This window comes from Streptomyces doebereineriae (genome assembly GCF_031845645.1).
Classification (GTDB): domain Bacteria; phylum Actinomycetota; class Actinomycetes; order Streptomycetales; family Streptomycetaceae; genus Streptomyces; species Streptomyces canus.
In genome coordinates this window covers 12,064-25,831 of record NZ_JAVREZ010000017.1, presented here as the reverse complement: position 1 = coordinate 25,831, position 13,768 = coordinate 12,064, and the positions used below count along the sequence as shown (strand labels likewise).

General features: G+C 71.4%; 9 protein-coding genes. 3 read left to right on the top strand and 6 right to left on the bottom strand.

Features of this window, described 5'->3' with window-relative positions; all coding sequences use genetic code 11:
• Window positions 1-245 precede the first annotated feature (245 nt).
• The 4 genes from ald to RNB18_RS37155 all read right to left on the bottom strand — a co-directional run bounded on the left by ald (window position 246) and on the right by RNB18_RS37155 (window position 6,230).
• Window positions 246-1,361 (bottom strand): alanine dehydrogenase, encoded by a 1,116-nt coding sequence (ald, locus tag RNB18_RS37170; protein WP_311718501.1) that lies wholly within the window; start codon window positions 1,359-1,361, stop codon window positions 246-248.
• 144 nt (window positions 1,362-1,505) lie between these two features.
• Window positions 1,506-3,569, bottom strand: a complete 2,064-nt coding sequence (locus RNB18_RS37165) for a tetratricopeptide repeat protein (protein ID WP_311718500.1) — start codon at window positions 3,567-3,569, stop codon at window positions 1,506-1,508.
• 285 nt (window positions 3,570-3,854) lie between these two features.
• Window positions 3,855-4,481, bottom strand: a complete 627-nt coding sequence (locus RNB18_RS37160; protein WP_311718499.1) for an NUDIX hydrolase — start codon at window positions 4,479-4,481, stop codon at window positions 3,855-3,857.
• A gap of 84 nt (window positions 4,482-4,565) precedes the next feature.
• On the bottom strand, window positions 4,566-6,230 hold the full coding sequence (locus tag RNB18_RS37155) for a CTP synthase (protein WP_311718498.1): 1,665 nt from the start codon (window positions 6,228-6,230) through the stop codon (window positions 4,566-4,568).
• 471 nt (window positions 6,231-6,701) lie between these two features.
• On the opposite strand from RNB18_RS37155, the gene RNB18_RS37150 reads away from it, so the two are divergent.
• Both RNB18_RS37150 and RNB18_RS37145 read left to right on the top strand, forming a co-directional pair.
• Window positions 6,702-8,504, top strand: a complete 1,803-nt coding sequence (locus RNB18_RS37150) for a glycoside hydrolase family 15 protein (protein ID WP_311718683.1) — start codon at window positions 6,702-6,704, stop codon at window positions 8,502-8,504.
• Between the two features lie 67 nt (window positions 8,505-8,571).
• A complete protein-coding gene (locus RNB18_RS37145) occupies window positions 8,572-9,954 on the top strand; it encodes an FAD-binding oxidoreductase (RefSeq protein ID WP_311718497.1) in 1,383 nt (460 codons plus the stop codon).
• Here the strand turns inward: RNB18_RS37145 and RNB18_RS37140 are convergent.
• Window positions 9,941-10,897 (bottom strand): LLM class F420-dependent oxidoreductase, encoded by a 957-nt coding sequence (locus RNB18_RS37140; RefSeq protein WP_311718496.1) that lies wholly within the window; start codon window positions 10,895-10,897, stop codon window positions 9,941-9,943. The genes RNB18_RS37145 and RNB18_RS37140 overlap by 14 nt on opposite strands.
• A 55-nt stretch (window positions 10,898-10,952) precedes the next feature.
• Here RNB18_RS37140 and RNB18_RS37135 point away from each other — a divergent pair, with 55 nt between their 5' ends.
• Window positions 10,953-12,596 carry a PucR family transcriptional regulator gene (locus tag RNB18_RS37135; RefSeq protein WP_311718495.1) on the top strand — a complete coding sequence of 548 codons (1,644 nt, stop codon included), beginning with the start codon at window positions 10,953-10,955 and terminating at the stop codon, window positions 12,594-12,596.
• An 18-nt stretch (window positions 12,597-12,614) separates the two neighbouring features.
• Here the strand turns inward: RNB18_RS37135 and RNB18_RS37130 are convergent, their stop codons facing one another.
• Entirely contained in the window at window positions 12,615-13,751 is a 1,137-nt protein-coding gene (locus RNB18_RS37130) for a glycosyltransferase family 4 protein (protein ID WP_311718493.1), read from the bottom strand.
• Window positions 13,752-13,768: the final 17 nt, after the last annotated feature.

The window sequence follows — 13,768 nt, the reverse complement described above, 5'->3', positions numbered from 1 at the left end:
ATGTGTCGGCAATGAAACATCCCGCTGTCAAGGGCGTACGGCAGTCGCACGGCAGGTTTCGCCGGTGTACGAATCGGTTCAAGGGTTACGTTCGACGCGAGTTGACCGAGAGTCGCAAAGTGACCATACACACATCCGGCCGGACCTTGTGGGGCAAGGTCCGGCCGCATGTGCCTCGTTGACGCGCCTTGTTGACGTATCGCCTTTACGAAAAGGTGACTTAGCCATTTGAGCAGGTCACGGCTTTAGCCGAGCAGCGTCTCGAGCTCCACGTGCTCCAGGCCGTGCGCCTCCGCGACCTCGCGGTAAGCGACCTTGCCGTCATGGGTGTTGAGCCCCTTGGCCAACGCCGGGTCGCGGCGCAGGGCCTCCACCCAGCCCCGGTCGGCGAGTTCGACGATGTAGGGCAGCGTCGCGTTGGTGAGCGCGTAGGTGGAGGTGTTGGGCACCGCGCCGGGCATGTTGGCGACGCAGTAGAAGACCGAGTCGTGGACCTGGAAGGTCGGCTCGGCGTGCGTGGTCGGACGCGAGTCCTCGAAGCAGCCGCCCTGGTCGATCGCGATGTCGACAAGGACACTTCCGGGCTTCATCCGCGCGACGAGCTCGTTGGTGACCAGCTTCGGGGCCTTGGCGCCCGGGATGAGGACGGCGCCGATGACGAGGTCGGCGTCCAGGACGGCCTTCTCCAGCTCGAAGGCGTTGGACATGATCGCCCGGACCTTGGTGCCGAACACTTTGTCGGCCTCGCGGAGCTTGTTGATGTCGCGGTCGAGCAGCGTGACGTGGAAGCCCATCCCGACGGCGATCTGCGTGGCGTTCCAGCCGGAGACCCCGCCGCCGATGACGACGGCTCGCGCGGGCTGGGTGCCGGGGACGCCGCCGGGGAGGACGCCGCGGCCTCCGACCGAGCGCATGAGGTGGTAGGCGCCCACCTGCGGGGCGAGCCGGCCCGCGACCTCGGACATCGGGGCGAGCAGCGGGAGCGCACGCGAGGGCAGCTCGACGGTCTCGTAGGCGATCGCCGTGGTGCCGGACTCGATCAGCGCGTCCGTGCACTCCTTGGAGGCGGCCAGGTGCAGGTACGTGAAGAGCGTCTGGTCCTTGCGGAGGCGGTGGTACTCCTCGGCGACGGGCTCCTTGACCTTCAGCAGCAGGTCGGCGGTGGCCCACACCTCGTCGGCGGTGTCCAGGATCTGGGCGCCCTCGGCGACGTACTCCTCGTCCGGGATGGAGGAGCCGACGCCGGCGCCCCGCTCGATGACGACCTGGTGGCCGTGGCGCACCAGCTCGTGCACACCGGCGGGGGTGATGGCCACCCGGAACTCGTTGTTCTTGACCTCGCGGGGGATGCCGACCTTCACGTGGATCACGGTCCTTGGCTCAGAGTGTGTGGGGCAATACAACACATACCCGGGCATGCATGAGCACACCAGGAGACACCGCAGGAGAAGGTGCGGCAGAGCCAGTCTAATGAAGGTGTTCCCGCTGTCTAGCCTTTCATTGCATCAATCCTCTGCGGATGTACTACGGATTTCGCAGGCATCAGCGTCTTGTTTCGGCTCGTCGACCTGCTGAGACCCGGGTTCTTCCTCGGATTCCTCCTCGCCCAGCAGCCGCTCGGCGGCGCCGCGGTGCAGCTGGGCGGCGGCGGGATCGCCGAGACGGTCCAGCGTGTCGGCGAGCCGCAGCTGGAGCGCGGCCTGCAGCCGGACGTCCTCGGCGCGCCGCGCCCACTCCACGGCCTCCTGGCAGGTGCGCAGGCACTCCTCGGGGTGTCCGGCGTACTCCTGGACGCGGGCGAGTTCGCTCAACGCCCGTGCGTGTGCGGCCACATCGCCGTTCTTGCGGTGCCCGGAGAGCGCCGCCCGCCAGTTCCGGACCGCCTCGCCGTAGCGGCCGGCGTAGGTGTGCGTGGCGGCGATACGGCCGTACAGCCGGGCGACTTCCGCGCGCTCGTCCCGGGCCAGCCGCTGGGCCAGGGCCCGGCCGAACCAGTCGGCGGCCCGGTCGTAGTCCCCGAGCTCCAGATGCGCGCCGCCTACGGATTCCATCGCGCGGCCGGTCGCGTACGGGTCATTTGCCTCCCGTCCGGCGTCCAGGGCCGACCGATAGCGCGCCAGTGCCTCGCGGGTCCGGCCGGTCTGGGCGTCCAGGTCGGCGAGGTTCAGCAGGGCGGCGGCCCTCTCGCGCGGCAGAGCACGCCGCTCGGCCACGTCGAGGACGAGGCCGTGGATGTCGTAGAGGTCCGGGGCGGCGGCCTTCATGCCGAAGTGGGCCACCATCGCGCGCACGAGCTGCGACATCAGGCGCCGGGCCAGAGTGTCCAGCTCCCCGTCGGCGACCGCGTGACGGGCCGCGGCGAGCAGGGCCGGCCTGCGGACGCGCAGCCAGTCCTCGGCCGCCCTGGGGTTCGGGAAGCGCACCGAGGGCGGCATGCCCTGGAGCTTCTCTCGTGCGTCGGGGCTGTCGGTCTCGGTGATCGCGCGGGAGGACTGGAGCAGCCGTACGGTCCGTTCCAGCATGCGAGCCCGGGCCAGCTGCAGCTCGGCCGGGCGGTCCTGGGTGTCGGCGAGGGCCTTGAGCAGGGGATACAGGCAGCCGGGGACCTCGTACTGCGGCAGCGGTGACTCCACGGCGTGCAGCAGACCGAGGGCGACGAAGTCGTCCAGGGTGGAGCGGGCGCCGCTCACCGAGCAGCCGGCGAGCGCGGAGGCGGTGTGCGGATCGACGAGGCCCGCCGGGGCCAGCGAGAGCAGTCGCAGTATCCGGGCGGCCGGGGCGGGAAGGGACGTGTAGACGAGTTTGAAGACCCGGCTGAGGGGACTCCCTTCGTCACCCTCCGTGTGCAGATGCTTGGCCAGATCGGCGACCGCCGCCTTGGGTCGGGCGGCGAGCCAGCCTCCCGCCAGCATCAGTGCAGCGGGGTGTCCCTGGCACTCCTCGACCAGGCCCTCGGCGGCGCGCGGGTCGACGGTGATGCGGACCGACCCGGTGTGCCGGGACAGCAACTCCAGCGCGGCCTTGGTGTCGAGGCCGCCGAGGGTGCACGGGCGAACGTCCGCGATCCCGGTCAGCGGACCTCCTGAAACGGCCACGACCAGGCATTCCGGAGCATCCGGAAGCAGGGCGTCCACCTGTTCCGCGGCCACCGCGTCGTCGAGCAGGAGCAGCGAGCGACGGTCGGCGAGCGCCTCGCGCAGCACGGCCGTGAGGTCGTCCTCCGCGGCCCCGGCGGGCGCCGCCACGTCGAGCGCGGTGAGCAGTTCGCGGGCGGAGTTCCCAACCGGCACGGGGGTGCCGTCGGGCTCGCTCAGCCGGGCGCGCAGCAACCCGTCGTCGTAACGGTCAGCTACCGCCTGGACGAGTTCCTCGGCGAGTGCGGTGCGGCCGGATCCGGGGCGCCCGGCGATGAGCAGCACCCGCGCGCGTGGTGCCTTCTTGCCGGACAGCGTGTCGAGTCCCGCCCGCTCGATGTCGGCGAGCAGCTCCTTCAACTCCCGCGTCCGCCCCAGGAATCGGCCCTCGCCCGACAGCCGTACACCGCCTGCGTCCACCGCCTGATCCGTCACGGGCCACACTCCCGTCCCACCGCACGCGCAAAGCCCGCCGGTGACCCCGGTTCGGGCTTTTCAGAGCCTAGTTCACCCTGTGCAACGGTCCTGGTGGAGCACGGCGGTGAGGACCGGAGAGTCCCCCGATCGGATCAACGGATCATAGGAACTACGGCTCTGCGGTGCCGCCAAGGGGCGCGGGGCTGTGTCGATATGCGGCTCCGCCGCGTGGGCGCGATCAGCCACAACGAACCCGCACCCCGCAACGGACCGCTACGACAACGGCGCGACCCGAAACAACCGTCACGCCTCGAACGGCCGCGCAGCCCACTCCGCCTCAGCCGCCCGCAACCCGTCCACCCCGCCGGAGACCCGCGCGGCGACGAGCGAAAGCACCCCCACCACCAGGCAGTTGTTGTGCAGCTCCCCGGCAAGCACCCCCTGCACCAGCTCGGACACCGGCACGCGCGCGTACTCCAGGTCGATCTCCTCGTCCTCGACCGCGAACCGCTCCTCCTCGGCCTCGGACAGCCCGCGGGCCAGGAAGATCCGGATCGCCTCGTCGCACCCCCCGGGCGAGGTGTAGACATCCGTCAGCACCCGCCAGTCCTCCGCCTTGACGTGCGCCTCCTCATAAAGCTCCCGCTGGGCCGCGTGCAGCGGATTCTCACCGGGCACGTCCAGCAGTCCCGCGGGGATCTCCCACAGCTTCTGCCGTACGGGATGCCGGTACTGCCGGATGAGCAGGACCCGGTCCTCGTCGTCGAGGGCGAGGACGGCCACGGATCCCGGGTGGACCTGGTAGTCGCGGCGGACCACCGACCCGTCGGGCATGACCACCTCGTCCGTGCGGACGGAGGTCTTGTTGCCCACGAAGGGGGTCTCCGTCGCCCGGATCTCCCACTCCTCCGGGGCATCCTTGATCGTCATTCCCTGTCCTTCCCCACGTGCGCAAAAGAAGCCGGGGCACTCGCCTTTGAATGCGGGTGCCCCGGCCACCGTACAACTGTCGTGCTAGTTGGAACTCTGCCTCTCGACCGCGGCCTTCACCAGGCCGGCGAAGAGCGGGTGCGGCCTGGTCGGACGCGAGCGCAGCTCGGGGTGGGCCTGTGTGGCGACCAGATAGGGGTGCACCTCGCGCGGGTACTCCACGTACTCGACGAGCTTGCCGTCCGGCGAGGTGCCGGAAAACAGGATGCCCGCCTTCTTCTCGAGCTCGGCACGGTAGGCGTTGTTCACCTCGTAACGGTGACGGTGCCGCTCCTCGACGTACTCCTTGCCGTCGTACACCTCACGGACGATGGAGCCCTCGGCGAGCTTGGCCGGGTACATGCCGAGTCGCATGGTGCCGCCCATGTCGCCCTCACCGGCGACGATGTCGAGCTGCTCGGCCATGGTGGAGATGACCGGGTGGCCGGTGGCCGAGTCGAACTCGGTGGAGTTGGCGTCCGGGATGTCGGCGAGGTTGCGCGCGGCCTCGATCACGATGCACTGCAGGCCCAGGCAGAGACCGAGCAGCGGGATCCGGTTCTCGCGGGCGTACTGGATCGCGCCGACCTTGCCGAGCACACCGCGGTCGCCGAAGCCGCCCGGGATACAGATGCCGTCGACGTCACCGAGCTGCGCCGCGGCGCCGGCCGGGGTCTTGCAGTCGTCGGAGGTGACCCACTTGATCTTCACGCGGGCCTTGTTGGCGAAGCCGCCGGCGCGCAGGGCCTCGGTGACCGAGAGGTAGGCGTCCGGCAGGTCGATGTACTTGCCGACCAGGGCGAGGGTGATCTCGTGGTCGGGGTTGTGGACGCGGTCGAGCAGGTCGTCCCAGGTCGTCCAGTCCACGTCGCGGAACGGCAGGTCCAGCTTGCGGACGACATAGGCGTCCAGGCCCTCGCTGTGCACGGTCTTCGGGATGTCGTAGATCGAACGGGCGTCCGGGCAGGCGACCACGGCGGCCTCGTCGACGTCGCACATCAGCGAGATCTTGCGCTTGATGGCGGTCGGCACCTCGCGGTCGGACCGCAGCACGATGGCGTCCGGCTGGATACCGATGTTGCGCAGGGCCGCAACCGAGTGCTGGGTGGGCTTCGTCTTCAGCTCCCCCGACGGGCCGATGTACGGCAGGAGGGAAATGTGGACGACGAAGACGTTGTCACGGCCGACCTCGTGCCTCACCTGGCGGACCGTCTCCAGGAACGGCAGCGACTCGATGTCGCCGACCGTGCCGCCGACCTCCGTGATCACGACGTCCACCTCGTCCGTCGCCATGCGGCGGATGCGGTGCTTGATCTCGTTGGTGATGTGCGGGATGACCTGCACGGTGTCGCCCAGGTACTCACCGCGCCGCTCCTTGGCGATCACCGTGTTGTACACCTGGCCGGTGGTGACGTTGGCGGAGCCGTCGAGGTCACGGTCGAGGAAGCGCTCGTAGTGGCCGATGTCCAGGTCGGTCTCGGCGCCGTCGTTGGTGACGAACACCTCACCGTGCTGGAAGGGGTTCATCGTGCCCGGGTCGACGTTGAGGTACGGGTCGAGCTTCTGCATCACGACGCGCAGGCCCCGCGCCTTGAGCAGCATGCCGAGGCTGGAGGCCGTCAGACCCTTGCCGAGCGAGGAGGCGACACCCCCAGTGACGAAGATGTGCTTGGTCGTCGTGGCTGTGCTGTTTCGAAAAGCAGCGGTCATGGCCAAGAGGGGGCTCCCGTGGTCGCGATCTTGAGGTGCGGTTCGGGGGTCAGACGCCCACCGGTCCACGGGCTACCAGGGTATCAGCGCCTCGGGGAGATGGCTTCCGGCCACGCTCCGCGCACACGCCGACACGGACCCGCACGAACCCACCCGTTTCTCACCCGTTGCTCACCCGTTCGGCGCAGCCGCGTTGCCCGGAGCGGCACGCAGATCATCTACGTGCGTCGTATCCTGCTCGGACACTCGCTGCCGAGCCCGGCCGGAAACTCGGGACCACCCCCACCCGTAAGCGCCGGAACAACGAGAGCTCGTCAGTTCGTTGAGCAACAGTTGTCGTTTTGCCTCACAGCGGCAGGACTGTTTTGCTTCACCGCTCAACGACGCATTACAACGACCCCCTTGACCGCACCAAGCGACAGCCCCCTTTTTCCTGCAGGGGGTGACGTGGCCGTTCGACTGGAGTTGCACGTGGCCGGGCGCATCGAAGATTACGCACTCATCGGAGACATGCAGACCGCAGCCCTGGTCTGCCGGGACGGCACGGTGGACTGGCTGTGCCTGCCCCGCTTCGACTCGCATGCCATCTTCGCCGGCCTGCTGGGCACCGAGGAACACGGATTCTGGCGACTCGGCCCCGCCCACGCGGCCGACGCCGAGCCCCCCACGGCGGCCCGGCGCAGCTACCGCGGCGACTCCCTCATCCTCGAATCCGAGTGGGACACCCCCCGCGGCACGGTCCGAGTGACCGATTTCATGCCCCCGCGTGACGGCGCCCCGCAGCTCATCCGGATCGTGGAAGGCGTCTCGGGCCGCGTCCCGATGCGCTCGGCCCTGCGCATGCGGTTCTCCTACGGCCGTGTCGTCCCCTGGGTCCACAAGCACGAGGGGCGCACGGTCGCCGTGGCGGGCCCGGACTCGGTGTGGTTCGACACCGACTGCGAGACCTACGGCAAGTCCCTGACGACATACTCGGACTTCACGGTCGCCCCGGGTGACCGGATCGCGTTCACCATCTCCTGGGAGCCCTCGCACAAGCAGCCACCCCCGCTGCCGGAGCCGGAGCAGTCGCTGGAGGCCACCGAGGACTTCTGGCGTGAGTGGGTCGAGCACTGCACGTACCACGGCCCCTACCGCGAGGCCGTCATCCGCTCGCTGATCACCCTCAAGGCGCTGACGTACGCCCCGACCGGCGGCATCGTGGCCGCGCCGACGACCTCGCTGCCCGAGGACGTCGGCGGCGTCCGCAACTGGGACTACCGCTACACCTGGCTGCGCGACGCGGCCATCACCCTCTCCTCGCTGCTGCGGACCGGCTACCGCGAGGAGGCCCGCGCCTGGCGCGAGTGGCTCCTCAGGGCAGTGGCCGGCGACCCCGAGAACCTGCAGATCATGTACGGCATCGCGGGCGAACGGGAGCTGGGCGAGGCCGAGCTCGACTGGCTGCCCGGTTACGAGAACTCCGCCCCGGTCCGGGTCGGCAACGGCGCCGCGCACCAGCTCCAGCTCGACGTGTACGGCGAGGTCACCGAGGCCCTGCATCTCGGTCACATGACGGGCCTGGCCCGCAACGACTACGCCTCCCTGCTCCAGCTGAAGCTGATCCGCTACCTGGAGCAGCACTGGGACGAGCCGGACGAGGGCATCTGGGAGGTGCGCGGCCCGCGCCGGCACTTCGTGCACTCCAAGGTGATGGCCTGGGTCGCCGTGGACCGCACCATCAAGCTCATCGAGTCCGGTGACGCGGACGGTCCGCTGGAGAAGTGGCGCGAACTGCGCGACGACATCCACCGGGACGTGTGCGAGAAGGGCTACGACAAGGAGCGCAACACCTTCACGCAGTCCTACGGCTCGAAGGAGCTGGACGCGAGCCTGCTCCTCATCCCGCAGATGGGCTTCCTGCCCCCGGACGACAAGCGCGTGATCGGCACCATCGAGGCGATCCAGCGCGAGCTGTCCACGCCGGACGGCTTCATCCTGCGCTACCCGACCTCGAGCGGCGACGAGAACGTCGACGGCCTCCCCGGCGACGAAGGGGCCTTCCTGGCCTGCTCGTTCTGGATGGCGGACGACCTCGCGATGATCGGCCGCGTGGACGAGGCGAGGAAGCTCTTCGAAAAGCTCCTCTCGCTCCGCAACGACCTCGGTCTGCTCGCCGAGGAGTGGGATCCGCGCCAGAAGCGCCAGGTGGGCAACTTCCCCCAGGCCTTCAGCCACGTTCCGCTCATCGACACGGCCCTGCGACTGACGGCGTCGGGGGCGTACGGCGGCTGAACAGGACCTGAGCGCCGGGCCCGCCTAGGCTGGGATCCATCAGCCCCTGCACGAAAGGGGGCGCCTCATGGCATCCCCGTCGAAGGCGGGCGCGGCACTCTCCGCGCTGCGCGAGGATCTGGCCGGCGACGTGTTCGCCCCGGAGGATCCGGGCTACGACGAGGCCCGGGCCGTCTTCAACGCGATGATCGACCGCCGGCCCGCGGTGATCGCGCAGTGCGTGAACGAGGACGACGTCGTACGGGCCGTCCGCTTCGCCCGTGACCTCGGCCTGCCGATCGCGGTGCGCGGCGGTGGTCACAGCGTGGCGGGCATGGCGCTCAACGACGGCGGACTGGTCGTCGACCTGCGCCACATGCGGGCGGTCACCATCGATCCCGCGGCCGAGGCGGTACGCGTCGCCGGCGGCGCCACGATGAGCGACCTGGACCGCGCCTGCCAGCCGCACGGCCTCGCCACGACCGGCGGCCGGGCCTCGACCACCGGCGTCGGCGGTTTCGTCCTGGGCGGCGGCAGCGGCTGGCTCGACCGGTGGTGCGGACTTGCCGTCGACAATCTGCTCGGTGTGGAACTGGTCACCGCGGACGGCGAGCGCGTCCACGCGAGCGCCGACGACCACCCGGACCTGTACTGGGCCCTGCACGGCGGTGGCGGCAACTTCGGCATCGCCACCGCGCTGACGCTGAAGCTGCACGAACTGCCCGAGTTCTCCATCGCCCTGCTGCTGTACCTCCCGGAGTTCGGCCCCGAGGTCACGCGCACCTTCCGCGACGTGATCGCGGCAGGACCGGACGAGGCGTCCGGCGGCGTGCTCTATCTCACCGGCCCACCCGAGGAGTTCGTTCCGCCGCACCTGGTCGGCACCCTCCTGTGCGGCGCCCTGCTGACGTACGCCGGCGGGGAGGCGGATCTGCGCAAGACGGCCGAGCCGCTGCTGGCGCTGCCGCACGTGGCGGAGATCGTCGGGGCGATGCCGTACGCCGATGTCCAGTGCATGATCGACGATCCGCCGGGGATGCGGAACTACTGGTCGGCGGAGTACCTCACCGGCGCGCCCGACGAATTCGTGGACGCGTTCTGCGCCCGCGCGGACGCCCTGCCGGTGCCGACCGGCACCCAGCACGTCCTCTTCCCGCTCGGTGGGGCGATCGCCGACGGGCCACGCGAGTTCCCGGTGCCGTACCGGGACGCGCAGTGGGTCGTGCACCCCTTCGGGATCTGGGAGGACCCGGCGGACGACGAGCGCTGCGTCCAGTGGGTCCGGGACGTACGCACCGAGGTTCAGCCGTGGAGCACCGGCGCGGTCTACCTCAACTTCATCGGCGACGAGGGCGCGGACCGGGTGGCGGCCGGTGTCGGCACCGAGAACACCCGGCGGTTGTCCGAGGTGAAGCGCCGGTACGACCCGGACAACGTGTTCCGCTTCAACCACAACATCAGTCCGGCCTGAGCGCCGTCAGCGTGCGTTTGCCGCCCGGGTCCCCCGCCGTGGCCGGCACCAGGGCGATCTCGTCGAGCCCGGCCTCCGTATAGGCGTCGACCCGGGCGCGTACGGCGTCCAGGTCGCCCACCAGTCCGACCGTGCCCGCGGCCGCCGTCGGCAGGGCCCGCACCAGGGTCTCCCGGTCCGCCCCGCTCGCGGCTAGCTCCACCGCCTCCCCGAACCCCGCCTCGGCGAACACCTCGCTGTAGCCCGGCACGGTCAGGTATCCGGCGATGCTGCCCAGCACCTGCGCGAGCGACTCCGCGTCGGGGTCGACGGCCGCGGGCAGCCAGGCGGCGAGCGTGGGCGGCGTACGGCCCGCCTTCCGGGCCGCCGCGTCCAGCTGCGCGCGCAACGCCCGCACCTGCTCCGGGGAGACCACGTCCAGCAGCATGCGGTCGGCGTGCGCGGCGGCCGTGGCGATCGCGCGAGGCCCGAACGCGGCCACCGTCAGCGGCCCGCCGGGCGGCGCCAGACGCCGGCGGAAGGTGCTGCCGGGCACGACCGGTTCGCCCGGAGAAGCGTGCAGAAACCGTCGCACGGCTGCCGCCTGCTCCTCCAGTACGGCGGCGGGCCGCACCCGGGGCCGGTCGTGCACGCCCTCGACCACCCGCTTGCTGGACGTGCCCAGCGCCACCCCTACCGGGCGGCCGACGAGTGCCGCCACCGAGGCGGCGCCCCGGGCCGAGGTGTACGGATCACGTACCGACACCGGGACCGGGCCCGCGGTCAGCGCGACCCGCTCGGTGGCCCGCCCGATCGCCGCGGCGAGCACGAACGCGTCCCACGTCGGCCCTTCCCCGGCCCACACCTCCCGGTATCCGAGCCGGTCGGCGGCCGCCGCCACCCTGAGCGGCTCCTCGACCGGACTGTCGTCCTCCCGTGCCACGGCAACCACGCTGAAGTCCATGCACCGGCCGCTACCCCGCCGCGGCGCCGGGCACGCCTCGGGTAGCGTCCGGCTCATGGACAGCGCTACGAACAGCGGTTTCGATACCCAGGGCGCCGGGATCACCGTGCAGCGCGCGCTGGAGCTGCCCGGTCTGCGCAGTGGGCTCCCGGAGATTCTCGCGGGCGCGGACCGGCTGGACCGGACCGTGCGCTGGGTGCACGCGGGCGAGGTCCCGAACATCGCTTCCCTGCTGAAGGGCGGCGAGCTGCTGCTGACCACGGGGTACGGTCTCGGCACCCGTCCGGCCGACCAGCGCGCGTTCGTCCGGACCCTGGCCGAGCGCGGCATCGCGGCCCTGGTCGTCGAGCTGGGCCCGCGTTTCACCCGTCTCCCCGCCGCCCTGGTCGACACCGCCCGCGCGACCGGGCTTCCGCTCGTCCAGCTGCACCGCGAGGTGCCGTTCGTGGCGGTCACCGAGGAGATCCACACCGAGATCGTCAACGGGCACTACGCGCTGCTCCAGCGGGCGGAGGAGGTGCACCACCGCTGCACGGAGGCCCTGCTGGGCGGCGGCGGTGTCCCGCAGGCCCTCGGCATCCTGGCCGACTTCAGCGGCAACCCGGTCTTCCTGGAGACGACGGACGGACGGCTCCTGTACGCCGCCGGGGAGGGCCCCGAGGGCGCCGACCCGCTCCAGGTCTGGGAAGGGCTGCGCGGCCAGCACAAGGGCACACCGACGTCCGGCTCGGTCCTCGTGGACGTGCCCGGGGGCGGGCCCGGCGCGGGTTCGGTACGGGCGCGGCTGGTCCTGCTTCCCGTACGGGCACCGCTGGCGCCCGTGCACCGCATGGCGGCCGAGCGTGCGGCGGGCATCCTGGCCGTCGTCCTGATGCAGGCCCGCCAGGAGGAGGAGCTCGCGGCACGCGGACGCGGCGACTTCCTGACCGACCTCGCCGAGGGCCGCATCACCTCACAGGACGCGCCGGCACAGGCGCGCGTGCTGGGCTTCAGGCCGGGCACCGGCCCGCTGCTGCCCGTGGTGATGCGACTGGGCGACACGCTCTCCACCGCTGGGGGAGGCTGGGCGGTGCTGGCCCGGGCGGTCTCCGAGGAGCTGGCCTCGCTCGGTGTGCCCGTCCTGCTCGGCGTACGGCCCGTCGAGGGGCGTGTGCTCGTCCTGCTCGGTCTGCGCTCGGAGTCGGAGCGGTCGGCGGTGGCGGACCGGGTCGCGGCAGCGCTGCGGGCGGGCGTGGAGCGGGCCGGGATGCAACGCCCGGGCGCCCAGCCGCCGGTCGTGGTCGTCGGAGTCGCCGGTAGCTGGGCGGCGGCCTCCGCGGGCCTGCGGCACGCGGCCGAGACGGCGACCGCGGCGCAGGGCCTGTCGGACCGCCCCTGGTACGACGCCCGCCGCCTCGACATCGACCTGCTCCTGTGGCGGCTGCGCGACCACCCGGACCTGGCGGCCTTCGTGGACCGCGCCATCGGCCCGCTGCGCACCCACGACGACCGCTCCAAGCCGCCGCTGCTGCCCACCCTGCAGACCTATCTGGCGCACGCGGGCCGCAAGGCGGAGACGGCCCGCGAACTCCACCTAAACCGGCAGACGCTCTACAACCGCCTCGCCCGCATCGGGGAGTTGCTCGGCACGGACCTCGACGACCCGCAGACGGTACTGGCGTTGAGCCTGGCGCTACGGGCACGCCGGCACGTGCCCTAGCCCGGTTCGGGCGGGCTGTCAGATGAACGGCCGGGGCTGGGTCAACTCGTCGTAGACACTCAGCACTTGCGCGACGGTCTCGTCCTCCGTCGGCCAGGTCGCCGCCTGCCGCGCCCCCCGCTCCTTCAGCAGCTCCCGACGCTCGGGATCCCCGAGCAGCCGTACGACGGCCTCGGCGAGGGCCTCAGGGTCGCCGTACGGGACGAGTTCGGCCGCGTCGCCGACGAGTTCGGGGATGCCGCCGACCTCGGTCGCGACGAGCGGCACGCGCGCGTGGAAGGCCTCCTGGGCCAGGAGCGAGCGCGCCTCCCACCGGCTGGGCAGGAGCGCGAGATCGGCGGCGGCGAGCAGTTCGGAGATGTCGTCGCGCAGCCCGATCAGCCGAACGGGCAGCCCCTCGTCCTCGATACGGCCCTGAAGGACCGCCCGCAGCGGACCCTCCCCCGCGATGACGACCAGCGGCACGGGGTCGAGAAGGCGCCACGCGCGTGTGGCGTCCAGCAGCGTCTCGTAGCCCCGATGCCGGTCCAGGGAACCGACCGCCATCAGCAACGGGCGCCCGGTGGCCCCGAGTTCGGCCCGCACCTTGGGCCGCAGCCGGTCGGGATCCTCCTGCTCGGCGACTGCGCCAGGCCCGGGCAGGGCGACGGCGGCGAGTCGCGCGTCCCGGGCACCGGTCCCGCGCGCCCGGTCCACGAGCGCCGAGGTGGACCCGAGCACCACGGAGGCGGCCTTCACGACCCGGCGTTCGAGAAGGCGCACGAAATGGGCCCGCGCGCCCTCGGCGTACGCCCGGTCGTGCCAGGTGACGACGAGCGGAGTGCGCCGGCCACTGAGCGCCAGCACCGCGCGGAACGAGGCGTGCAGCCCGTGCGCGTGCACCAGATCGGCGTCCGCGCATGCCGCCCGCAGCACCGCCACGGAGGTGGGGTCGCTGCTGCGCGGCACATGCACATGCTCGGCACCGGCCCCGGAGAAGTCGTAGGCCCGATCCGCCTCGACGGGGGAGCACACCGTGACCCGCACGCCCCGCGCGACAAGCCCCGAGGTCAGGGAGCGCACATGCGCGCTACTGCCGGCATTGCCTCCGCCCAGCACCTGCACGGTGCGCAGCGGAGACTGGCCGTGCGGTGAGTGGCTGCTCACGGGGGTCACGTGGCCGGGGCTCCTGG

Bases quoted from the DNA above. Each gene is read 5' to 3' on its own strand.
- RNB18_RS37160 (WP_311718499.1), bottom strand. From the start codon at position 4,481: ATGACGATCAAGGATGCCCCGGAGGAGTGGGAGATCCGGGCGACGGAG.
- RNB18_RS37155 (WP_311718498.1), bottom strand. From the start codon at position 6,230: ATGACCGCTGCTTTTCGAAACAGCACAGCCACGACGACCAAGCACATC.
- RNB18_RS37145 (WP_311718497.1), top strand. From the start codon at position 8,572: ATGGCATCCCCGTCGAAGGCGGGCGCGGCACTCTCCGCGCTGCGCGAG.
- RNB18_RS37140 (WP_311718496.1), bottom strand. From the start codon at position 10,897: ATGGACTTCAGCGTGGTTGCCGTGGCACGGGAGGACGACAGTCCGGTC.
- RNB18_RS37135 (WP_311718495.1), top strand. From the start codon at position 10,953: ATGGACAGCGCTACGAACAGCGGTTTCGATACCCAGGGCGCCGGGATC.